We start from the raw sequence: 22775 nt of genomic DNA on the forward strand, positions 1-22775 counted from the left end.
TGTCTGTCAACACCTTTGATGTAGCATGTTTACATTATAAAGTGTATAAAGCTGGCAATCAATGGTTGAATGTGGAAGAGTTATAGGGCTTGGAGCATGTTTTTTGAAGAACTGGTATAACCGCCGTAAATTTCGGGTAAAAAAAGAAAATACTTGGACCGGAAATACAGGGGGTAGCCATGATTATCAATTTAATGAAACAGAATAAGGTCAATTTTAAGCGTATTTACGGTGCTTCTAGTACGATTGCCAATATTGTCCGTTTTGATTCCCGTTACGTAACGAAACATGATGTTTTCGTTTGTATCCAAGGGGATAACCATGATGGGCACGCTTTTATAGAGGATAGCATTGCACAAGGTGCTTCTATCATTGTAGGAACAAATGAAGATCTGCTGAAATCCTATTATCGCCAGTTTGAGGATTGCACCTTCCTTGTTGTAGAGGATGCCCGGCTGGCGATGGCACAGTTGGCAGTGCTGCTATCAGATGAGGCTTGGACAAAGCTTGTTACAGTTGCTGTCACCGGAACAAATGGGAAGACGACAGTAGCGGCGTATGTCCGTTCCTTGTTGAATCAGCTCCAGCTTCGGACAACGTCAATTGGAACATGCGGTATTGTTACGTCCAAAGAGAAGCTCGACTTCTTTAAAAGCACGCCTACTACGCCTGAATCTGCTGATTTGCATGCGCTTTTCAAATTGCTGGAATCGGAGGGCGAAAAAGCGGTAGTTATGGAGGCAACGTCTATTGCATTGGATCAGAAGCGTACGGCAGCCATGACATTTGATGTTGCAATTCATACAAATTTATCTCCAGAGCACTTAGAATTTCATGAAACAATGGATAATTACAGACATGCAAAATTGAAGCTATTTCAACAAGCAGAATCTGCGGTTGTGAATATAGATGATGAGGGTATGGCCAATGACATTTTGGCGATGTATCAAGGAAAGCTGCTGACATACAGCCTCAGAAAAAACAGCGGTGCAGATTTGATAGCAGGCAATTTAATCACAGATACAGAAGGAATACATTTTGACCTAGATACAGCTGAAAAAAAGTACACAATACATGCACCGATTTTTGGGGAATACAATGTAGCTAACCTGCTTTCTGCTGTAGGTACAGCTTTGCATCTTGGCTACGATATGGACGATATCGCTGAAGCCTTAAAGACAATTGAAAGCCCTGAAGGTCGTTTTGAACTGATCGAAAAGTACGGCGGAAGGAAAATTATCCTTGATTATGCGCATACACCGGTTGCACTTGACCAACTGCTGAATGCCGTGAATGCAATTCCACATAAACGTTTGATTGTAATGATTATGGGCATCGGAATCCGTGATTTTGGGAAGATGCCGAAGATGGCGCAAACGGTGGAGGGACGAGCTGATGAGATTGTCGTATCCGTTGATCATCCTGGATTTCATGATCCGAAAGATATTGTCCAGGCTGTTTGTAACGGTTTCTCTGAACAGGTACAGAATGTTTCCTCTGCAGAGACTAGAGAAGAAGCTGTACGGCTAGCACTAGAGCTCAGCGGTGAAGGAGATATTGTACTGCTTACGAGTGGGCAAATTAATGGCGCGCAATTAATAAGAGGGGAAGCTGTTCCTCATTCTGATCATGCAATTATCCATGACTTTTTTGAAACACATACTACCGAAAAAATACAATCCACAGTCAGCTGAATAAGATGGAAACGATTACTAATACTATTCTTAGGTCTAATTACCGAAAAAACATTGACGAAGCAGGCAGAATGCTTTTATAGTGAAAGAGTATTAATACTATATATTTTTCGTCTTCGTATAATTTTGGGAATATGGCCCATGAGTTTCTACCAGGTTACCGTCATTAACCTGACTACGCTGACCTCTCAATCTGAGTTACATACGCAGATGTGGTGTAGATAGGAAACGCTTCTTGCTCTTAGGGCAGAAGTGTTTTTTATTTGAAAGCTTATCCTGCCCAATCGAAGCAACAGGAGGAGTAACAAGTTATGAAACGTTTTTTCCGTTTTGATGAATTGAACACATCTTACCGAACTGAGATTATCGCCGGTATCACGACATTCCTGTCGATGGCGTACATCCTGTTCGTTAATCCTAATGTTCTGACTCTGCAAGGTGTGCCTGACAGCGCAATCCCTGGAGGCCGTATGGATGCTGGTGCAATTTTCACTGCAACAGCGATTGCTTCCGCGATTGGTACATTGATAATGGGAGTATTCGCTAAATTGCCGATTGCGCTCGCTCCTGGTATGGGATTGAATGCCTTTTTCGCTTTTACAGTTGTTCTAACTTATGGTATTCCGTGGGAAACAGCATTGGCAGGCGTTTTTGCTTCCGGTGTCATTTTCATGATTCTTTCTCTCTCGGGTTTGCGTGAGCTTTTGATTAACTCAATTCCACCGACTTTGAAATTGGCTGTCGGCGCTGGTATTGGTCTTTTCATAGCTTTCATCGGTTTAAAGAACGCTAACCTCGTTGTGATGAGTGAGGATACAGTTGTGGCTCTTGGAGATATCCATAGCGGTCCAGCACTGTTAGCTATCTTTGGTATTTTTGTGACAGCAATTCTCTTGGTAAAAGGATTCCGCGCAGCGATCTTCATTGGAATGATCATTACTGCAGTAGCTGGTATGGTTGTCGGATTGATTGATCCGCCAACGGCAGTCGGAGACGTTGTCGGAAGCGTACCAAGTCTTGCTCCTACATTCGGGGCAGCATTTGCGCATTTCGGTGATATCTTTACGATTCAAATGCTGACTGTCATCTTGACTTTCTTATTCGTGGATTTCTTTGATACAGCCGGTACATTGGTTGCAGTAGCTACCAAAGCTGGTTTGATGAAAGACGGCAAGCTTCCAAATCCAGGTCAGGCTTTACTTGCGGATTCTGGTGCTACTGTTGCAGGTGCAGTGCTTGGTACTTCAAACACAACTGCATATGTTGAATCAACAACAGGTGTAGGCGCAGGCGGAAGATCAGGATTTACAGCTGTAGTGACTGCGATTTGTTTCCTTTTGGCACTATTTTTCAGTCCGCTATTGTCTGTCATTACCAACGAAGTGACAGCGCCGGCCTTGATCGTGGTTGGTGTACTGATGTGTTCTTCCTTGAAGGAAATTGAATGGGATAAAGTAGAGTTGGCTGTACCAGCCTTCTTCACAATTCTCATGATGCCGCTCACAGGCAGTATTGCTACTGGTATTGCGGTCGGATTTATTTTCTATCCGCTTACGTTGCTTGTAAAAGGGCGTGTAAAAGAGATCCACCCAGTTATGTGGTTCTTGTTCGTCGTATTCATCTTGTACTTCATCTTTTTGGCATAAATAGTAGCCGCTCCTATTGGGGCGGCTTTTTTTATAGGAGATATATGACAGATTTGTGATCGGATTTTACCTTTATGCGTTGATTGCAACGGTGAAGGGTATAATTGTATTATACTTACGAGAGATTACAATCGTCTGTCAGCGGGCGAGGAGGAGGAGTTTCTATGAGTAACCGTTCAGTGAAGCTGGCTTGGTTCAGTTTACTGGCATATATCGCAGCCATCGTCGTCAATTATCTATCCAACGCCTTGCCGCTCGGTGGGAAGAACACCCGTCAATTATCTGATCAACTTGGCGTATTATTTCAGCCAGCAGGATATGCTTTCAGCATTTGGGGAGTCATTTATCTATTCGCTTTTATTTGGGTCATCCGCTTATTCTTGCGGTCGACACGCGAAACAGAGTGGTATGGAAGAGCCGCTGGAGCATTCATTGCAAGCTGTATCTTTAACATCGCTTGGCTTTTCAGCTTCCATTATCAATTGTTTAGTATTTCCATCATTCCGATGGTGGGACTGTTAATCTCCTTGATCATCCTTTATCAAGCCATCTCCACTTCATCTGACCGCCGGAAATTTGATTTGTTTCCGTTTTCTATCTATATCGGCTGGGTTTCCGTCGCGACAATTCTGAACGTCGGAATTCTCTTTGTATCGCTTGGGGTAGATAATATTGAAGGGTGGCTTTTGTCAGGAGAAGTTTGGACAATCATTTTGCTGATAGTCGGTGCTGTTCTGGCAATTGGCTTCATGCGTGTTTTCCGTGATAGTATCTATCCACTCGTGTTCATTTGGGCATATGTGGCTATTGCTTCTGCGAGAGCGGAGAACTTTCCGGCAATTACAGCAGTTGCCAGCATTATGGCGCTGCTCATTTTGATTGCCATACCGATTCATTTGTTTCGAAGACGAAAACGTAAGCAGTACGGCTACTGATACACATAAGCAGCAATTTTTTATTAGCAAGAAGGAGGAAGTAAGTTGTTAGAAATCCCACTCGTCATGTTATTGATTATCTTTGTCGTCAATATTGTTTATGTGAGCCTGAATACATTACGGGTGATTTGACATTGAAGGGACGGCGTTATATAGCAGCATTCGTTAGTGTTTTCGAGGTTACGATCTATACGATTGGTCTCGGCTTAGTTCTAGATAACTTGGATCAAATCCAGAACCTGATTGCCTACGCACTTGGTTTCGGGATTGGTGTTATTCTTGGTTCGAAGATAGAGGAGAAGCTTGCACTCGGCTATATTACCGTCAATGTTATCTCGTCTGACCCGAGTATCGAGTTCACGAGAAGACTTCGGGAAAAAGGGTATGGTGTCACCAGCTGGTTTGCTTATGGAATGGATGGGGACCGCCTCGCCATGCAAATTCTGACGCCTCGTAAATACGAGCTCCAGTTGTATGAGGCAATTAAGGAAGTCGATCCGAAGGCTTTTATCATTGCCTACGAGCCTCGTCAAATCTTTGGCGGTTTCTGGGTGAAAAGTGTAAAGAGGGAGCGTATCCGTAATGCCAAAAGAAAAGAAACCAGCAAAGAAACGATTTGAGCTCGGTGAGAATGAGACAATCGATGCTTGCTTGGATCGTATCAAAGCAGAGGGCTATCTGCCAGTCCGGAAAGTGGAAGAACCGGTCTTTCGGGAAACCACCGAGAATGGGGCAAAGAAGGTAGAACCGATTGGAAGAAAAGTTATTTTTGATACAAAATTACTAAAAACCGAACATTAAATATAACAATATAATCATCGTTCGATTTTTTCATTGACGATGTGTGTCAGAATTGTTATCATAAACATGCATGAAAGACACGGCTAGATTTGACAACACTACAGCGTGAGATGTGAAGCTGTGCTTTATAGATCGTACCTCATATATTTCCGGAAATACGGTCCGGAAGTCTCTACCTGCTACCGTAAATGGCGGACTATGAGGGAAGATGGACTGCATGATTATGAGCCTACGACACCGTATGCCTATTCGTCTTCTCTCAGTTAGCGGGAGAGGTGAATAGGCTTTTTTTACGGCAAAAAGAGAAAAGAGGGATTGGATGGCGGAGATTGGAATCATCATGGGAAGCATCTCTGATTGGGAGACAATGGAGCATGCGTGCAAGCTATTGGAAGAGCTGGATATTTCTTTTGAGAAAGAAGTGATTTCAGCTCATCGTACACCTGAGGATATGTTTGACTATGCAGCGAGTGCTAGAGAAAAAGGCTTGAAAGTTATCATTGCTGGAGCAGGCGGTGCAGCCCATTTGCCAGGTATGGTGGCAAGCAAGACGACGTTGCCTGTGATCGGTGTTCCAGTACAGACAAAAGCGCTTGATGGAATGGATTCTTTGCTCTCTATCGTTCAGATGCCAGGCGGTGTTCCAGTAGCTACGGTAGCAATCGGAAAAGCAGGAGCTAAAAATGCCGGCATCCTGGCGGCCCAAATTCTCGGTACTCATGACAAACAAATTGCTGAACGTCTGCTGGATTATCAACAAGGGATGAAGAAACAAGTAGCGGAAATGAGGAATCAGCTTGCGACCAAATAATATCATCACTATCGGCATTCTTGGAGGCGGGCAGCTTGGCCGCATGATGGCTATAACTGCTAAGCACATGGGATACCGAATTATTGTCCTCGATCCTACGCACGATTGTCCTGCTGCACAAGTAGCGGACTTGCATATTGAAGCAGCTTATGATGATAGGGACGCTATCCGGAAACTAGAGAGCTTAAGCGATGTTGTCACCTATGAATTCGAAAACGTCGATTTGGATGCAGCAAGACTGCTGGAGGAAAAGGGGAAACTTCCACAAGGCTCCCTTCTTTTGGAAATCAGCCGAGATCGAGCGAATGAAAAGAATCTCATGAAGGAACTGAATCTTCCCGTAGCGCCCTTTACGATAGTCACAGACGAAAAGGAACTGCTGACAGGTGTTAGAGAAATCGGTTTTCCATCGGTCGTAAAAACTTGCCGCGGCGGATACGATGGCAAAGGGCAGCTAAAACTGGAATCTAAGGATGACTTGCAAGAAGCTGCTGCATTCGTCCGGCAAAATGGACGCTGCATTGTTGAATCATGGCTTACATTCGATAAGGAGATATCGGTTGTGCTGACTAGAGGCAAGGATGGAGAAATTACTTATTTTCCGGTGGCAGAAAATGAACACCGTGATCACATCCTTTATCGGACGATTGCACCTGCAACTGTCTCTGAGAATGTGGCGGAGCAAGCGCGTACTGCTGCTGGAAAGCTGGCAGAAGCAGCCGGGGTTGTCGGTACCTTTACCGTCGAGATGTTCGTCTCAAGCGATGAGCTTTATATGAATGAAGTGGCACCGCGACCGCATAATTCCGGTCATTATACAATTGAAGCTTGTACGGTATCGCAATTCGAGCAGCATATCCGCGCCATTTGCGCACTGCCTCTTTTGCCGGTCCATTTTATCGGGGCCGCCGTTATGATAAATTTATTAGGAGAAGAGCTGGACCAGTACTGGCAGCAGCCTGACAGACCATTAGCCCACATCCATGATTACGGCAAGCAAGAAGCCAAGCCCAAAAGGAAAATGGGGCATTTCACAATGGTGGGTACGTCACGTAAGGCCTTGCTGGACGCAACCGACGCTTTTACACGATCACTAGGAGGAAACAAAGCATGATTGAACGTTATACAAGAGAAGAAATGGGCAACATTTGGACGGATGAAAATAAATACAAGGCGTGGCTTGAAGTCGAGATCTTGGCATGTGAAGCATGGAGTGATCTAGGCATCATCCCTGAATCAGATGTAAAAGCATTGCGTGAAAATGCATCCTTCGATATTAATCGTATTTTGGAAATCGAGCAGGAGACACGTCATGATGTTGTTGCTTTCACTCGCGCAGTATCCGAGACATTGGGCGAAGAACGCAAATGGGTGCATTACGGCCTGACATCCACAGATGTAGTCGACACAGCTTTATCATATCTTTTGCTGCAGGCGAACCAAATCATTCGCACAGGCATCGTCAATTTCATCGAGATTTTGGAAGCGAAAGCGAAGGAACATAAGCATACGGTCATGATGGGACGTACACATGGTGTTCATGCTGAGCCAACGACTTTCGGTTTGAAAATGGCATTATGGTATGAAGAAATGAAACGTAATCTGGAGCGTTTTGACGCTGCTGCTGATACGATCCAATACGGCAAGCTTTCCGGTGCGGTCGGTACATATGCGAATATCGATCCGTACGTGGAGAAATACGTCACTAAAAAGCTAGGCTTGAAGCCAGCACCAGTATCCACGCAAACATTGCAGCGTGACCGCCATGCACAATACATGGGCACATTGGCATTGATTGCAACTAGCATCGAGAAGTTCGCGACTGAAATCCGCGGTCTTCAAAAAACAGAAACGCGTGAAGTGGAAGAGTTCTTCGCTAAAGGCCAAAAAGGTTCTTCTGCGATGCCTCATAAACGTAATCCGATTGGATCTGAGAATATGGTCGGCATGTCCCGTCTGATCCGCGGACACATGGTCACAGCTTACGAGAACGTTGCTCTTTGGCATGAACGCGATATCTCTCATTCATCTGCCGAACGTGTCATATTGCCGGATGCGACAATCGCGCTAGATTATATGCTGAGCCGCTTCTCTAACATCGTGAAGAATTTGACGGTCTTCCCGGAAAACATGAAGCGTAATATCGATCGAACATACGGCGTTATCTTCTCCCAGCGTGTACTACTTGCGCTAATCGATAAAGGCATGAGCCGTGAGCAGGCGTATGATATCGTTCAGCCGAAAGCGATGGAAGCATGGGAAACAGAAACACAGTTCAAACAGCTTATCGAAGCAACAACAGAAATCTCTGCATTCCTTAGCCAGGAAGAAATTGATGACTGCTTCGACTATACGTACCACTTGAAGAATGTAGATCAGATTTTCCATAAGATCGGATTAGAATAATACTTTGACAAACGGGGTGGAGAACGTGAGAGGAAAATTGCTGTACGAAGGTAAAGCCAAGCAAGTGTTTCAATCAGCCGAAAATGAGCAAGAGCTCGTGCTGTCTTATAAAAATGATGCAACGGCATTTAATGGTAAGAAGAAAGCAAGCTTTGAAGGAAAAGGCCGTTACAACAATCTTATCTCGACCCATATCTTCGAGTACTTGAAAGAGCAGGGTATATCATCGCACTTTATCAAGCCGCTCAGTGAAACGGAGCAGCTAGTAAAGAAGACGACGATTGTACCACTTGAAGTAGTCGTTCGGAATGTTGCAGCAGGAAGCATTACAAGAAGGCTTGGTATACCGGAAAAGACAGTTTTCCAACCCGTTTTGACAGAGCTTTACTATAAGGATGATAGCTTGGATGATCCGATCATCAATGATGCACACGCATTACTGCTGACGGATGTGAATGAGGAGGAGCTTGCCTTCATTAAGCAAGCAGCATTGGAAGTCAACCAGCATCTGCAGACGTTCTTCGATAGAGTCGGCCTGCAGCTGGTTGATTTCAAACTAGAATTTGGCCGTGATCAAGACGGCTCCATCATTCTCTCAGATGAAATTTCCCCAGATACATGCAGGCTTTGGGATAAGGAGAATGGCGGCAAGATGGACAAGGATGTATTCCGAGAAGACCTTGGTAGCTTGATCGACGTATATGATGCAATCTTAAATCGACTGGAGGCAGCAAAATGAAAAAGGTAAAAATCTTTATCACGCTGAAAGAAGGGGTTTTAGACCCGCAAGGTAAGGCTGTTCAGGAAGCATTGCAGGCGAATGGATTCCCGGATGTAGCAGAAACTCGTGTCGGTAAGTACATCGAAATGACGCTGCCGGATGAAGCTGATGTCGCGCTGGAAGTACAGCGTATGTGTGATAAGCTTCTTGCCAACCCTGTCATGGAGGAATACAGCTATACAGTCGAGGAGGGCATACGCTCGTGAAATTTGCTGTCATCGTTTTTCCAGGCTCCAACTGTGACCGGGATATGTACCATGCGGTCAAGGACGGTTTAGGAGAAGAAGTCGATCTAGTATGGTATGAAAATGCGAATCTGGCAGACTATGATGCTATCTTGCTTCCAGGGGGATTCAGCTACGGTGATTATCTCCGCTCCGGCGCGATCGCATCTGTCTCCAATGTCCTGAACCAAATCAAGCTTAAAGCTGAAGCTGGTACACCAGTCCTTGGTGTGTGCAATGGCTTCCAGATTTTATTGGAAACAGGCTTGCTGCCAGGTGCAATGCTGCGAAATGAAAAGCTGAAGTTCATGTGCCATTATGAGACACTCGTTGTCGAAAGAGACGATACGATGTTCACAAGCGGCTATGAGAAAGGCCAGCAAATTCAAATTCCAATCGCTCACGGTGAAGGAAATTACTACTGCGACGATGCAACACTGGAAGAGTTGAAGCAAAATAATCAGATTGTTTTTACTTACAAGAACAATCCGAACGGTTCTCGGTCTGATATAGCCGGGATCGTCAATAAAGCAGGTAATGTGCTAGGTATGATGCCGCATCCGGAACGAGCTGTCGAGGATCTGCTCGGTTCAAGCGATGGACTGGCAATGTTCCAATCCGTACTACAACACTGGAGGGAAATGTATGTTACAACAAGCTGAAATCAGTCCGGAAAAAATCGAACAAGACCGTCTGTATCGGGATATGGGTTTGACAGATGAGGAATTCCAATCTGTTAAGAATATCCTTGGCAGACAGCCGAATTTTACGGAAACAGGCATTTTCTCGGTTATGTGGTCAGAGCATTGCAGCTACAAAACATCCAAGCCATTATTGCGTAAATTCCCGACGGAGGGTCCGCATGTCCTGCAAGGACCAGGTGAAGGTGCCGGAATCGTTGATATCGGGGATGACAAAGCGGTTGTGTTCAAAATCGAGAGTCATAATCACCCGTCTGCTGTCGAGCCTTACCAAGGTGCAGCTACAGGTGTCGGCGGTATCATTCGTGACGTATTCTCTATGGGAGCTCGACCAATTGCGCTGTTGAATAGTTTGCGTTTCGGCAACCTGACTACACCGCGTGTTAAATATTTGCTTGAGGAAGTTGTCCACGGTATTGCTGGATACGGAAACTGTGTCGGTGTTCCGACTGTTGGCGGCGAGATCCAGTTTGATGACAGCTACGAAGGCAACCCGCTTGTAAATGCAATGTGTGTTGGTTTGATCGACCAAAAGGATATTCAAAAAGGGATTGCTGCTGGTGTCGGTAATACCGTTATCTACGCAGGTGCTCCAACTGGCCGTGATGGTATCCATGGTGCGACGTTTGCATCAGAGGACTTAAGTGAAGAATCCGAATCAAAACGTCCTTCCGTACAGGTCGGAGATCCATTCATGGAAAAACTTTTGATCGAAGCATGCTTGGAAGTGATTCAGCATGAAGCACTTGTCGGTATCCAGGATATGGGCGCAGCTGGTTTGACATCAAGTGCAAGTGAAATGGCGAGTAAAGCTGGTATGGGTATGGAAATGAACCTTGACCTTGTTCCGCAGCGTGAACAGCATATGACACCATATGAATTGATGCTTTCCGAATCCCAGGAGCGCATGCTGCTTGTCGTGAAAAAAGGCCAAGAGCAGGGCATCATCGAAGTATTCGAAAAATACGGACTACAAGCTGTTGCTGTAGGTACTGTAACGGATGATAAGCAATTCCGTCTTTTGCATCACGGTGAAGTTGCAGCAGAAATTCCAGTTGATAGCCTAGCAGAAGATGCACCGGTATATTATAAAGAATCAAAGGTACCTGACTATTACACAGAATTCCAAACTATAGATTATACTCCAGCTGTCATGAACCATGCAGCGACGCTGAAGCAGCTTTTGCAGCAGCCGACAATTGCCAGCAAGGAATATGTTTATGATCAATATGATTCCATGGTTGGTGCAAGTACAGTAGTCGCACCTGGAAGTGATGCTGCAATCGTGCGTGTACGAGGAACAGAGAAAGCAATAGCGATGACGACAGATTGTAACTCCCGCTATATCTACTTGGATCCAGAAACCGGCGGCAAAATTGCCGTGGCTGAAGCAGCTCGAAATATCATCAGCTCTGGTGCGAAGCCGCTTGCACTGACAGACGGCTTGAACTTCGGAAACCCGGATAAACCAGAGAATTTCTGGCAAATGGAAAAAAGCGTCGATGGTATGAGCGCCGCATGTCTAGCTTTGGAAACGCCAGTTATCAGTGGTAACGTATCGCTTTACAATGAATCCAACCAGCAAGCGATTTTCCCGACACCGATTGTCGGAATGGTTGGCTTGGTAGAGAAATTGGCACATGTAACGACAAGCGAATTCAAACAAGCTGGCGATGCTATTTATTTACTAGGTGAAACGAAGGCTGAATTCGGCGGAAGCGAGCTGCAGAATGTGCTCGAAGGACGTTATTACGGCAAAGCGCCTGCTATCGATCTAGATGTGGAAGCAAGCAATCAACAAGCAGTGCTAGCCAGCATCCAGCAAGGGTTCGTAGCGTCTGCGCATGACCTTGCAGAAGGCGGACTTGGTGTTGCATTGGCGGAAAGCCTGTTTGGTACAGAGCTTGGCGCTAAAGTAACAATCGACGGTGATGTGACGGCTGCGCTTTTCAGTGAATCACAGTCACGCTTTCTTTTGACAGTTTCTTCAGAAAACCAGGCAGCTTTTGAACAGGCAGTCCCAGGAGCGAAGCAAATTGGTTTGGTTACAGAAGAAGCAGAGCTTGCTGTAGAACAAGACGGGCAATCTATCATCTCAGAAGCAGTACCAACACTCGAGGCACTTTGGAAAGGAGCTATCCCATGCTTGCTGAAATCAAAGGCTTGAATGAGGAATGCGGCGTCTTTGCGATTTGGGGACATGAGAAAGCGGCAGAAGTAACGTACTATGGCCTTCATGCCCTGCAGCACCGCGGGCAGGAGGGAGCAGGTATTGTCACGACTGATCGGGAAAACCTTCATTTGCATAAAGGAATCGGCCTGATTAATGATGTATTTTCGGAAGGACAATTCAACAAGCTGAACGGCGATGCTGCTATCGGTCATGTCCGCTATGCTACTGCTGGCGGAGGAGGCTATGAGAACGTACAGCCATTGCTGTTCCGCTCCCAGAAAGATAGTCTGGCAATCGCGCATAATGGAAACCTCGTCAATGCATACGGACTGAAACAGCAGCTGGAAGCACAGGGAAGCATTTTGCAAACATCCTCTGATACAGAAGTGATCGCCCACTTGATCAAACGGAGCGGGCAGATAGAATTGGAAGATGCAATCAAATCAGCCCTCAGCATGGTCAAGGGCGCGTATAGCCTTACAATCCTTACCGAAACACAGCTCTTTGTGGCAGTCGATCCGAAGGGATTGCGTCCGTTGTCACTTGGTCGTCTTGGTGACGCTTGGGTAGTTTCCTCTGAAACGTGTGCTTTTGATGTAACAGGCGCGGAATATGTACGTGAAGTGGAGCCAGGCGAATTGATAACGATCAGCGATGCAGGTCTTCATACGCAGCGTTTTTCTTCCACTCTTGAAAGATCGCTTTGTTCCATGGAGTATGTGTACTTCTCCCGTCCAGATTCTAATTTGAACGGCCAGAATGTTCATGCTTCCCGTAAAAAAACAGGTAAAATGCTCGCACAGGAAGCTCCAATTGAAGCGGATGTTGTAACAGGTGTACCTGATTCAAGTATTTCTGCCGCTATCGGATTTTCCGAGGCTTCTGGCATTCCATACGAGCTTGGTTTGATTAAAAACCGTTATGTCGGCCGTACTTTTATCCAGCCTTCACAGGAGCTTCGTGAACAAGGCGTCAAAATGAAGCTTTCGGCTGTACGCGGGATTGTCGAAGGTAAACGCGTAGTTATGGTCGATGATTCAATCGTGCGGGGGACGACAAGCAAACGGATCGTCAGGATGCTGAAAGAAGCGGGTGCAACAGAAGTGCACGTGCGCATCGCTTCCCCTCCGATTCAAAATCCATGCTTCTACGGTATTGATACATCGACAACATCTGAGCTCATTGCTGCTAACCACAGTATTGAGGAGATGCGCGAGCTGATTGAAGCAGATTCCCTGTCTTTTTTGACTGTCGAAGGTCTGGAAGATTGCATCGTCGGAGACAACGACACGATGACACATGGTATTTGCAAAGCATGCTTTACAGGAAACTATCCAACTGAAATCTATCCGGATACAGTACTTCCGGCGTATAAATGTTAGGAGGGCAAGCATGAGCGAACTTTACAAACAAGCCGGCGTGGATGTCGAAGCAGGCTATCGCGCAGTGGATTTAATGAAAAAACATATCAACCGTACGAACCGTCCGGAAGTGATCGGCGGTGTCGGCGCGTTTGCCGGACTGTTCGACTTGTCGTCTTTCTCTTATAAAGAACCGGTGCTTGTTTCCGGAACGGATGGAGTTGGGACGAAGCTGAAGCTTGCTATTGATATGGATCAGCATGATACAGTCGGAATTGACCTTGTCGCTATGTGTGTGAATGATATCATCGCTCAAGGCGCACAAGCGTTGTTCTTCCTTGATTACATTGCCTGCGGCAAAAATGAACCGGAGAAGATCGAGCAGATCGTGAAAGGTATTGCTGATGGCTGTGTCGAAGCAGGTGCGGCGTTGATAGGGGGCGAGACAGCTGAAATGCCAGGTATGTACGGAGCAGAAGAATATGATTTAGCTGGATTTGTCGTTGGTATCGGAGAAAAGTCAAAGCTAATTAGCGGTGCAGATGTTAAAGCAGGAGATAGCATTATCGGTATTGCTTCAAGTGGCCTGCATTCCAATGGCTTCTCCCTCGTGCGACGTCTGATCGATCAGCATGGACTGAGCCTGGACGAGGTGTACGCACCATTTGATCGTCCTTTAGGAGAAATCTTGCTTGAGCCGACCAAAATTTACTCGAAAGCAGTGCGTGCTGTCCAAGAGAAAATCGATATTCATGGTATCTCTCATATTACTGGCGGCGGCTTCCATGAGAACCTGCCGCGCGCAGTGCCCGAGGATCTAGGTGTTCGCATTCAGACTGGAAGCTGGGAGCTGCCGGCTGTCTATGAATTCCTAATGGAAAAAGCACAGCTAGTCTTCGAGGATATGCTCGGTGTCTTCAATACAGGAATCGGCATGGCACTAATCGTATCTCAGGAAGAAGCGGCAGAGACGATGACAATCCTGCAAGAAGCAGGCGAGAGAGCCTGGATCATTGGTGAAGTAACGGATAAGACAGGCGTGGAGTTTACCGCATGATTTCAGCTGCTATTTTTGCATCCGGCAGCGGCAGCAACGCAGAAGCGATTGTGCAGGCTTCGGAATTACCTTGCACAATCCAGTTGCTTGTTTGTGATAAACCGGAAGCACCTGTTATAAGCAAAGCAAAAGGGTGGGACGCAGAGGTATTTGTCTGTGACCCGAAAACCTTTGAAGATAAACAAGCCTATGAACAAGCTATTCTTACTAAGCTGCAGGAGAAACAGATAGAATGGATTTTTCTGGCAGGTTATATGCGTTTGATAGGGCCGACACTGCTCGAAGCATATCCAGAGCGGATCCTGAACATCCATCCATCGCTCCTGCCTGCATTTGCCGGCAAGGATGCTATTGGGCAGGCTTTGTCAGCAGGTGTGAAAGTGAGCGGCGTGACGATCCATTTCGTTGACGCTGGAATGGATACGGGAAACATCATTGCCCAAGAAGCAGTTCCAGTACTGGAAGAAGATACACATCACACATTGCATCAACGAATCCAAGCAATTGAGCACCGTCTTTATCCGGAAACGATTTCGTACATACTCAAAGAACGCGATAGAAAGGAATGACTATAATGCCACGTGCGTTAATCAGCGTATCAGATAAAACAGGAATCATCCCATTTGCTAAAGGTTTAGCAGAATTGAATTATGACATCATTTCGACTGGAGGCACTCTGAAACAGCTGCAGGAAGAAGGTATTCCAGCTGTAGCAGTGTCTGACGTGACGAAATTTGATGAAATTATGGACGGACGTGTGAAAACTCTGCATCCAGCCATTCACGGTGGTTTGTTAGCTAGAAGAGATGATGAAAGCCATATGCAGCAGCTGAAAGAGCGTGACATAACGCCAATCGACTTGGTCGTGGTAAATCTCTATCCGTTTAAAAATACAATTGAAAAACCAGGCGTTACGGAAGCGGATGCAATTGAAAATATCGACATCGGCGGACCGACAATGCTTCGTTCTGCAGCTAAAAACTTTGCAGGTGTCACTGTTCTAGTTGATCCAGAAGATTACGACGCAACTTTATCTGCTTTACAACAGGGTGAGCTTTCTTATGAAGCGAAACGCCGCTTAGCAGGTAAGGTATTCCGCCATACAGCAAACTATGATGCGATGATAGCAAGTTATTTTGCCGAATTGAACGAAGAGCATGATACGGAAACATTGACGCTCACATATGAAAAAGTTCAATCCTTGCGTTATGGAGAAAACCCGCATCAGGCAGCAGCATTCTATAAGGATCCAATCGTCAAAGGAGCTTCCGTTGCAAATGCGAAACAGCTTCATGGTAAGGAGCTTTCTTACAACAACATCCAGGATGCCAATGCGGCACTTGAAATCGTCATGGAATTCCAAGAGCCTGCCGCAGTAGCAGTCAAACATATGAACCCTTGCGGCGTTGGTATCGGAGAAACTATTTCGAATGCTTTCCGAAAAGCATTCGAAGCAGATCCGACATCTATTTTTGGCGGCATTGTTGCTTTGAATGGTGAAGTCGACAAAGATACGGCATTGCAACTGAAGGAAATCTTCCTTGAGATTGTCATTGCGCCGAGCTTCACAGAAGAAGCATTGGCTTTATTGACAGAGAAGAAAAACATCCGTCTATTGGAGCTTGCAGCAGATGCAATTCAGCAGCCGAAAAAGGTCGTTAGCGTAATCGGTGGTTTGCTTGTGCAGGATTATGATGCAGGTGCTATTACGGAAGCAGAACTTACTGTAGCGACTGATCGTAAGCCGACAGAGGAAGAAATGAAAAATCTTCTCTTCGCTTGGAAAGTTGTGAAGCATGTTAAATCCAATGCCATCGTTGTGGCAAAAGATGATCAGACAATCGGTGTCGGTGCTGGTCAAATGAATAGAGTTGGAGCAGCTAAAATCGCCTTGGAACAAGCTGGTGAAAAAGCTACAGGAGCGGTTCTTGCATCGGATGCCTTCTTCCCGATGCCAGACACAGTAGAAGCAGCTATTAAAGCTGGCGTTACAGCTATCATCCAGCCAGGCGGATCTAAACGAGACGAAGATTCTGTAGCTGTATGTAATGCACACAACATTGCCATGGTCTACACAGATCTGCGCCACTTTAAGCACTAATTGTCAGGGGGAGACGTTGTGAAAGTTCTTGTGATAGGCAGCGGCGGCCGCGAGCATAGTATCGTCGCAAAGCTAGCTTTAAGTACCGAGATAACGGCATTGTACGCAGCACCAGGTAATGGCGGTATAGCCGATTTGGCAACTTGTGTGCCAATTGATGTAACAGCTGTAGATGACCTTGTCCATTTTGCAAAGGAAGAACAAATCGACTGGACGTTTGTCGGTCCGGAAATTCCTTTGCTTGCAGGTGTCGTCAATGCTTTTCAGCAGGAAAACCTAAACGTATTCGGACCTACGAAGGAAGCTGCTTTGATTGAAGGAAGCAAGGATTACGCTAAAAGCTTTATGCGTGTACATGCTATCCCGACTGCTGCAAGTGAGACTTTTTCTGACGCAGAGAAAGCAAAGGATTATATTGCGACAAAAGGTGCGCCAATTGTTGTGAAAGCAGATGGTCTTGCTGCAGGTAAAGGCGTTGTCGTTGCCAACACAGTTGAGGAAGCAAATGAAGCTGTAGAAAGCATGCTGGTCGATAACCAGTTCGGCCAAGCGGGAAGCCTTGTTATTATTGAGGATTTCCTTGACGGTAAGGAATTTTCACTTATGGCTTTCGTGAATGGTAAAGATGTTTATCCGCTAGTGCCTGCTCGTGATCATAAGCGCGTTTACGATAATGACCAAGGACCGAATACAGGCGGCATGGGTGCCTATGCTCCGATCCCTGATCTGCAGCAAAGTGTGATTGATGAAGCAATCGAACGAATTCTGAAGCCTGCTGCTGCTGGACTTGTAAAAGAAGACCGTTCCTTTACTGGTGTTTTGTACGCAGGACTTATTGAAACAACAGACGGACCGAAAGTAATTGAATTCAATGCCCGTTTCGGAGATCCTGAAACACAGGTCATTTTACCATTGTTGGAAAATGATTTGCTGCAAGTAATGCGGGATGTTACTGCTGGTAACAATCCTCAGCTGACGTGGAAGGATGCTTATGCTACAGGTACTGTTATTGCTGCAAGTGGCTATCCAGGAAGCTATGACAAGCAGCTTCCGATTCCTGACTTATCAGAACTTCCGCAGGACGTGTACTGCATTCACGCCGGTACGGAAAAAACGGCGGAAGGTTATGTTTCTAACGGAGGACGCATCTTGTTCATCGGTTCTGTACACCATAATCGAACGGATGCGGTGGAAAGTGTCAAAACAGGACTTTCCATCTTTAAAAATAATCCGAATTTCCATTATCGGACTGATATTGGATTCGGGAAATAAAGGAAAGAAGAACTGGTATACGGGCCAGTTCTTCTTTTTTATTCACCTTGAGAATCCTGTTTTTGGCGAAATTGATTAATCAGAGTCATGCTTGGGCAATAGCGCACAATACCTTCAGCGATCTTGATGGCGCCTGCCAGCAAAGTCAAATGGGCAGTTAATTGCTTCGGTTTTGTGACAAGTGCAGCAGTGGCATACCCGACCATGCTGACGCCAGCCGCAATTCGAATCATTGCCTGGATTATTCCCATATTCGGTTTCAACCTTATGCACTCCTTTCCTTTATTAACTCTATTTTTCCTGCTATATCAGGTGTTTATGCTAGTATAAAAATTCCAATGCGCATCGTATTACGCAAATGGGTCGAGATGATGTATCATAAGGGATAAGGAAGAAGCACATACGTGCGTATGGGGGAGGGAAGCTGTATGCAGCTTGATAAGCTCCGTGGTGAGCATTTAGATGAATTATTTCAAGCAATACTTTCATTAAACGATGTCGAGGAATGCTATCGCTTCTTTGATGATATTGCGACAATCAGCGAAATACAATCGCTTACACAACGCCTCCAAGTGGCGAAGATGCTGCGAGATGGAGCGACGTATCATGCAATCGTTCAGGAAACGAGCGCATCGACGACAACGATCTCCCGTGTGAAACGCTGCCTTAATTATGGGAACGACGGCTATAATACGGTTCTTGAGCGTTTGGAAGAAAAAACAGAAGAATAAGGAGCTGACATTGGATGGTACGCTTTGGTGTGGTCGGAACGAACTGGATTACAGAAATATTTCTGGAAGCAAGTAAAAAGGTCGATAATTTCGAGCTGACGGCTGTCTACTCTCGAAAGCTTGAAAAGGCGGAAGAATTCGCCAGCAAGCATAAAGCAGTACATACGTTCAACGACATTGAACAAATGGCAGCGAGCGGGGAAATCGATGCAGTTTATATTGCGAGTCCGAATGCTTTGCATGCGGGACAAGCCAAGATTTTCATGCAGCATGGTGTTCATGTTTTATGTGAAAAGCCGCTGGCGTCGAATACTGCTGAAGTGAAGGACCTCATTCAAACAGCAAAGCAGCACGATGTTTTACTGATGGAAGCGATGAAATCGACGTTTCTTCCGAATTTCCATGCCGTTCAGCAGCATCTTGAGAAAATAGGACCGGTGCGCCGCTATGTGGCACAGCTTTGTCAGTACTCGTCCCGCTACGATGCTTACCGGCAAGGGACGATTCTGAATGCGTTCAATCCCGAACTTAGTAATGGTGCAACAATGGATATCGGTATCTATTGCTTGTATCCACTTGTTGCTTTGTTCGGCAAACCGAAGGAAATCAAGGCGAGCGGAACTTTGCTTGAGTCCGGTGTGGATGGCCAAGCAACAATAACGCTGACGTATGAAGGTATGGAGGCGCTTGTTTACTATTCGAAAATTACCAGCTCTACGTTGCCTTCTGAGATTCAAGGAGAAGATGCGACGATTCGGATCGATCATATTGGACATTTTGAGGATGTTACGATCCAATATCATGACAGCACAGAGGATACCATCAGCGGTCCGCAGGATAACGACCATAACATGAAATATGAAATAGAGGAATTCGTGAACCTGATTCAAACAGGCAAGCGGGAATCAAGTATCAATACACATGAACTGGCACTATCTGTAGCCGAAATTATGGAGAAAGCGCGAAGTCAGTTTGGCTTGATTTACCCTGCTGATCGGATCCAATGACACAATGAAGCCTGGCAATCGGTTGCCGGGCTTTCTTCATTCGCAAACTCTTCGTATTTTCCTCGCCCTAACCACTAAATTATCCAGTCGATTTTTGCTATAATGAACGTTATGCAAGCAAGTAATGGAGGATATGCACGTGTATAACATGAAAGAGTGGCAACATATATTCAAACTCGATCCAGCCAAGGAAATAGGCGATGAAGATTTGGAGAAAATCTGTGAGTCCGGTACGGATGCCATCATTGTCGGCGGTACAGACAATGTAACTCTGGATGGTGTACTCGATTTGCTCGCGCGGATACGACGTCACACAGTTCCGGTCATTCTGGAGATCAGCACGATGGAAGCTTTGACACCTGGCTTCGATTTTTATTATGTGCCGATGGTGATGAACAGCAAGGACAAGCAATGGGTCATGGGGCTGCATCATGAAGCAGTCAAAGCGTATCGGGATATGATGCACTGGGATGAAATCATGATGGAAGGCTATTGTGTCATCAATCCGCAAGCGAAGGTTTTCACCCACACGCAATGTGAGCTGCCAACTGAAGAAGATACGGTTGCTTACGCTTATATGGCGGAACATATGTACAAGCTCCCGATTTTTTATCTGGAAAACAGCGGAGCATATGCTGATCCTGCACTTGTCAGAAAGGTGAAAGATCAGCTTTCAAACACGCTGCTATTCTATGGAGGCGGTATCGTTTCGCCGGAGCAAGCAGCGGAGATGAAGCAATATGCTGATGTGATTATTGTGGGAAACAGCGTGTATGATAATATAAAGTCTGCTCTGAAGACAGTGAGAGCAGTAAAAGGAAAGAAATAAAGGCGGTGCAAACATGAGCCGATTGGCGAATGATTTAATAAATGGTTTAAATAAAGAACAAGCAGAAGCGGTTAAGCATACCGAAGGGCCGCTTTTGATCATGGCAGGTGCGGGAAGCGGTAAAACTCGCGTGCTGACGAACAGAATTGCCTATTTGCTTGGAGAGAAGGAAGTGTCGCCGCGCAGTATCTTGGCGATTACCTTCACAAATAAAGCAGCTCGCGAAATGCGGGAACGTGTACACAAATTAGTCGGAGATGAAGGTTCTCAGATCTGGGTTTCGACTTTTCACTCTATGTGTGTACGCATTTTACGGCGTGATATAGACAGAATAGGATACAATAGCAATTTTTCGATACTGGATACAAGCGACCAGCTTTCTGTGATCAAGCAAGCGCTCAAACGGCTTAACCTTGATCCGAAGCAATACGATCCGCGTGCAATGCTCGGTGCCATCAGCTCAGCGAAGAATGAACTGATCACACCTGATCAATACAGTAAGGAAGCAGGAAGTGTCTACGAAAGAAAAGTAGCCGAAATATTCGACCTGTATCAGAAGACATTGCGTCGCAATCAATCATTAGATTTTGATGACTTGATCATGCAGACAATACAGCTATTTGACCGGGTGCCGGAAGTGCTGCAATATTACCAGCGCCGTTTCCAGTACATCCACGTGGATGAGTATCAGGATACAAACCACGCGCAGTATCGCCTGGTAAACCAGTTAGCTTCCCGTTATAAAAACCTTTGTGTAGTCGGAGACTCCGATCAATCCATCTACCGCTGGAGGGGTGCAGACATTACGAATATCCTTTCTTTTGAAAAGGATTATCCGAACGCGAAGGTCGTCATGCTCGAGCAGAACTACCGCTCGACAAAGACAATACTGGATGCAGCTAACAAAGTAATCGGCAACAATTCAGGACGCAAACCGAAAAATCTTTGGACAGACAATATCGATGGTTCAAAGCTGCGTTATTACCAAGCAGCTACTGAGCGTGATGAAGCGTTATATGTAACAGAGAAAATCGAAGAAATGGTCATGATGGAGAAAAAACGGCATTACCGCGATATTGCGATCCTTTATCGGACGAATGCCCAGTCCCGATCCATTGAGGAAACGTTTGTAAAAGCAGGTGTTCCGTATCAAATGATCGGCGGCACGAAGTTCTACGATCGTAAAGAAATTAAGGATATGTTGGCTTATCTTCGTCTGATTGCGAATCCGGATGATGACATCAGCTTTGAGCGTGTAGTCAATGAACCGAAGCGCGGCATCGGTAAAACATCGATTGAAAAACTGCAGGCGTATGCAAACGAACACGAGATTTCTTTGTTTGATACGCTTAAAGAAGTTGATTTCACTGGCGTCAGTGCCAAAGCTGCAAATGCTTTAAGTGAGTTCGGAGCGATGATCAGCAACTGGGCCAAGCAGACTGATTTCCTGACAGCGACCGATATGGTCGAGCAGGTGCTGGAAGGTTCGGGCTATGAGGAGATGCTGAAGGCAGAACGAAGCATTGAATCACAGAGCCGACTTGAGAACTTAGAAGAGTTCAAGACAGTAACAAAAAACTTCGAGCAGACGAGTGAAGATAAAACACTGGTTACTTTCCTAACAGATCTTGCGCTGATTGCGGATATCGATTCTATGGATGAAGATCCATCCAGCGATGATAAAGTCATCCTTATGACGCTGCATGGTGCCAAAGGACTTGAGTTTCCGGTTGTGTTCTTGATTGGAATGGAAGAGAACGTATTCCCGCATAGCCGTTCCCAGATGGATGAGACAGAGATGGAAGAAGAGCGTCGTCTTGCTTATGTCGGCATCACTCGTGCAGAAGAGGAGTTATTCCTTACGAATGCCAAAATGCGGACATTGTTCGGACGGACGAATATGAACTCTGTCAGCCGCTTTATCGGTGAAATTCCGAGTGAATTGCTAGAAGGTATACAAGAAACAAAACAAAACCCATTCGGACTTGGAAACAGTCGTCAACCAGCTAAACCCCAAGAGCAAAAACGTATCGTCCGTAAGCCAAAGCCTAAATCTGGAGCAGACGCGCTCGGATGGGGACCTGGTGACAAGGCCGTTCATAAGAAATGGGGCGAAGGAACAGTAGTTAAGGTCAACGGAGAAGGAGAAGCGATGGAACTTGATATCGCCTTCCCTGCGCCTGTTGGAATCAAACGGCTGCTTGCTTCATTCGCACCGATCACAAAAGCTTAACCGAGGTGGCAA

The 22775-nt window shown here is 45.8% G+C and carries 21 protein-coding genes, 1 pseudogene and 2 riboswitches; of the genes and pseudogenes, 21 read left to right on the plus strand and 1 reads right to left on the minus strand.

Annotated features, from left to right (window positions below; all coding sequences use genetic code 11):
* Positions 1 to 179: 179 nt before the first annotated feature.
* The 17 genes and pseudogenes from AE2B122_RS11370 (at position 180) to purD (ending at position 17963) form a co-directional block, all read left to right on the plus strand.
* Positions 180 to 1694: a UDP-N-acetylmuramoyl-L-alanyl-D-glutamate--2,6-diaminopimelate ligase gene (locus AE2B122_RS11370; RefSeq protein WP_175074153.1), complete on the plus strand. Its 1515-nt coding sequence runs from the start codon at positions 180 to 182 to the stop codon at positions 1692 to 1694.
* Positions 1695 to 1790: 96 nt separating this feature from the next.
* A riboswitch (purine riboswitch) is annotated at positions 1791 to 1892 on the plus strand.
* 113 nt (positions 1893 to 2005) lie between these two features.
* The gene (locus AE2B122_RS11375) at positions 2006 to 3340 is read left to right on the plus strand and encodes an NCS2 family permease (RefSeq protein WP_095218847.1); all 1335 of its coding nucleotides are present in this window, start codon (positions 2006 to 2008) and stop codon (positions 3338 to 3340) included.
* Between the two features lie 164 nt (positions 3341 to 3504).
* Positions 3505 to 4275: a tryptophan-rich sensory protein gene (locus AE2B122_RS11380; RefSeq protein ID WP_175074154.1), complete on the plus strand. Its 771-nt coding sequence runs from the start codon at positions 3505 to 3507 to the stop codon at positions 4273 to 4275.
* A gap of 45 nt (positions 4276 to 4320) precedes the next feature.
* A pseudogene (locus tag AE2B122_RS11385) lies at positions 4321 to 4895 on the plus strand (DUF2179 domain-containing protein).
* A complete protein-coding gene (locus tag AE2B122_RS11390; protein WP_095270896.1) occupies positions 4858 to 5076 on the plus strand; it encodes an NETI motif-containing protein in 219 nt (72 codons plus the stop codon). Before AE2B122_RS11385 ends, AE2B122_RS11390 begins: the two are co-directional and overlap by 38 nt.
* Positions 5077 to 5195: 119 nt before the next feature.
* A riboswitch (purine riboswitch) is annotated at positions 5196 to 5295 on the plus strand.
* Positions 5296 to 5395: 100 nt separating this feature from the next.
* Positions 5396 to 5887, plus strand: coding sequence for a 5-(carboxyamino)imidazole ribonucleotide mutase (purE, locus tag AE2B122_RS11395; RefSeq protein WP_095218843.1), 492 nt, complete (start codon positions 5396 to 5398; stop codon positions 5885 to 5887).
* Positions 5874 to 7001 (plus strand): 5-(carboxyamino)imidazole ribonucleotide synthase, encoded by a 1128-nt coding sequence (gene purK, locus AE2B122_RS11400; RefSeq protein ID WP_175074155.1) that lies wholly within the window; start codon positions 5874 to 5876, stop codon positions 6999 to 7001. Before purE ends, purK begins: the two co-directional genes overlap by 14 nt.
* Complete coding sequence (purB, locus tag AE2B122_RS11405) at positions 6998 to 8293, plus strand: adenylosuccinate lyase (protein WP_175074156.1); 1296 nt, start codon at positions 6998 to 7000, stop codon at positions 8291 to 8293. The genes purK and purB overlap by 4 nt, the downstream gene beginning before the upstream one ends.
* A 25-nt stretch (positions 8294 to 8318) precedes the next feature.
* Complete coding sequence (gene purC / locus AE2B122_RS11410) at positions 8319 to 9032, plus strand: phosphoribosylaminoimidazolesuccinocarboxamide synthase (protein WP_175074157.1); 714 nt, start codon at positions 8319 to 8321, stop codon at positions 9030 to 9032.
* Complete coding sequence (gene purS, locus AE2B122_RS11415; protein ID WP_095218839.1) at positions 9029 to 9280, plus strand: phosphoribosylformylglycinamidine synthase subunit PurS; 252 nt, start codon at positions 9029 to 9031, stop codon at positions 9278 to 9280. The genes purC and purS overlap by 4 nt, the downstream gene beginning before the upstream one ends.
* Positions 9277 to 9960, plus strand: coding sequence for a phosphoribosylformylglycinamidine synthase subunit PurQ (gene purQ, locus AE2B122_RS11420; protein ID WP_095270904.1), 684 nt, complete (start codon positions 9277 to 9279; stop codon positions 9958 to 9960). The genes purS and purQ overlap by 4 nt, the downstream gene beginning before the upstream one ends.
* Entirely contained in the window at positions 9944 to 12166 is a 2223-nt protein-coding gene (gene purL / locus AE2B122_RS11425) for a phosphoribosylformylglycinamidine synthase subunit PurL (protein WP_175074158.1), read from the plus strand. Before purQ ends, purL begins: the two co-directional genes overlap by 17 nt.
* Positions 12142 to 13554, plus strand: a complete 1413-nt coding sequence (purF, locus tag AE2B122_RS11430) for an amidophosphoribosyltransferase (protein WP_095218836.1) — start codon at positions 12142 to 12144, stop codon at positions 13552 to 13554. Before purL ends, purF begins: the two co-directional genes overlap by 25 nt.
* Before the next feature lie 10 nt (positions 13555 to 13564).
* The gene (gene purM / locus AE2B122_RS11435; protein WP_175074159.1) at positions 13565 to 14590 is read left to right on the plus strand and encodes a phosphoribosylformylglycinamidine cyclo-ligase; all 1026 of its coding nucleotides are present in this window, start codon (positions 13565 to 13567) and stop codon (positions 14588 to 14590) included.
* Positions 14587 to 15159: a phosphoribosylglycinamide formyltransferase gene (purN, locus tag AE2B122_RS11440; RefSeq protein ID WP_175074160.1), complete on the plus strand. Its 573-nt coding sequence runs from the start codon at positions 14587 to 14589 to the stop codon at positions 15157 to 15159. Before purM ends, purN begins: the two co-directional genes overlap by 4 nt.
* Positions 15160 to 15161: 2 nt before the next feature.
* Positions 15162 to 16691 (plus strand): bifunctional phosphoribosylaminoimidazolecarboxamide formyltransferase/IMP cyclohydrolase, encoded by a 1530-nt coding sequence (purH, locus tag AE2B122_RS11445; protein ID WP_175074284.1) that lies wholly within the window; start codon positions 15162 to 15164, stop codon positions 16689 to 16691.
* Positions 16692 to 16709: 18 nt separating this feature from the next.
* Positions 16710 to 17963, plus strand: coding sequence for a phosphoribosylamine--glycine ligase (purD, locus tag AE2B122_RS11450; protein WP_175074161.1), 1254 nt, complete (start codon positions 16710 to 16712; stop codon positions 17961 to 17963).
* 38 nt (positions 17964 to 18001) lie between these two features.
* Here purD and AE2B122_RS11455 read toward each other — a convergent pair whose 3' ends face one another.
* Entirely contained in the window at positions 18002 to 18226 is a 225-nt protein-coding gene (locus tag AE2B122_RS11455) for a DUF2892 domain-containing protein (protein WP_095218832.1), read from the minus strand.
* Positions 18227 to 18391: 165 nt separating this feature from the next.
* Between AE2B122_RS11455 and AE2B122_RS11460 the strand changes: the two genes are divergently transcribed.
* The 4 genes from AE2B122_RS11460 (at position 18392) to pcrA (ending at position 22763) form a co-directional block, all read left to right on the plus strand.
* On the plus strand, positions 18392 to 18694 hold the full coding sequence (locus AE2B122_RS11460) for a YerC/YecD family TrpR-related protein (RefSeq protein WP_095270919.1): 303 nt from the start codon (positions 18392 to 18394) through the stop codon (positions 18692 to 18694).
* A 14-nt stretch (positions 18695 to 18708) separates the two neighbouring features.
* The gene (locus AE2B122_RS11465; RefSeq protein WP_095270923.1) at positions 18709 to 19701 is read left to right on the plus strand and encodes a Gfo/Idh/MocA family protein; all 993 of its coding nucleotides are present in this window, start codon (positions 18709 to 18711) and stop codon (positions 19699 to 19701) included.
* Positions 19702 to 19840: 139 nt separating this feature from the next.
* Complete coding sequence (locus AE2B122_RS11470; protein ID WP_095270925.1) at positions 19841 to 20530, plus strand: heptaprenylglyceryl phosphate synthase; 690 nt, start codon at positions 19841 to 19843, stop codon at positions 20528 to 20530.
* A gap of 13 nt (positions 20531 to 20543) precedes the next feature.
* A complete protein-coding gene (gene pcrA / locus AE2B122_RS11475; RefSeq protein ID WP_095270930.1) occupies positions 20544 to 22763 on the plus strand; it encodes a DNA helicase PcrA in 2220 nt (739 codons plus the stop codon).
* Positions 22764 to 22775 lie beyond the last annotated feature (12 nt).

The organism is Terribacillus sp. AE2B 122 (genome assembly GCF_902497585.1).
GTDB lineage: Bacteria > Bacillota > Bacilli > Bacillales > Amphibacillaceae > Terribacillus > Terribacillus saccharophilus_A.

Coding starts and splice junctions, on each gene's coding strand:
- AE2B122_RS11370 (WP_175074153.1), top strand. CDS start 180: ATGATTATCAATTTAATGAAACAGAATAAGGTCAATTTTAAGCGTATT.
- AE2B122_RS11375 (WP_095218847.1), top strand. CDS start 2,006: ATGAAACGTTTTTTCCGTTTTGATGAATTGAACACATCTTACCGAACT.
- AE2B122_RS11380 (WP_175074154.1), top strand. CDS start 3,505: ATGAGTAACCGTTCAGTGAAGCTGGCTTGGTTCAGTTTACTGGCATAT.
- AE2B122_RS11390 (WP_095270896.1), top strand. CDS start 4,858: ATGCCAAAAGAAAAGAAACCAGCAAAGAAACGATTTGAGCTCGGTGAG.
- purE (WP_095218843.1), top strand. CDS start 5,396: ATGGCGGAGATTGGAATCATCATGGGAAGCATCTCTGATTGGGAGACA.
- purB (WP_175074156.1), top strand. CDS start 6,998: ATGATTGAACGTTATACAAGAGAAGAAATGGGCAACATTTGGACGGAT.
- purS (WP_095218839.1), top strand. CDS start 9,029: ATGAAAAAGGTAAAAATCTTTATCACGCTGAAAGAAGGGGTTTTAGAC.
- purL (WP_175074158.1), top strand. CDS start 9,944: ATGTTACAACAAGCTGAAATCAGTCCGGAAAAAATCGAACAAGACCGT.
- purF (WP_095218836.1), top strand. CDS start 12,142: ATGCTTGCTGAAATCAAAGGCTTGAATGAGGAATGCGGCGTCTTTGCG.
- purM (WP_175074159.1), top strand. CDS start 13,565: ATGAGCGAACTTTACAAACAAGCCGGCGTGGATGTCGAAGCAGGCTAT.
- purN (WP_175074160.1), top strand. CDS start 14,587: ATGATTTCAGCTGCTATTTTTGCATCCGGCAGCGGCAGCAACGCAGAA.
- AE2B122_RS11460 (WP_095270919.1), top strand. CDS start 18,392: ATGCAGCTTGATAAGCTCCGTGGTGAGCATTTAGATGAATTATTTCAA.
- AE2B122_RS11465 (WP_095270923.1), top strand. CDS start 18,709: ATGGTACGCTTTGGTGTGGTCGGAACGAACTGGATTACAGAAATATTT.
- pcrA (WP_095270930.1), top strand. CDS start 20,544: ATGAGCCGATTGGCGAATGATTTAATAAATGGTTTAAATAAAGAACAA.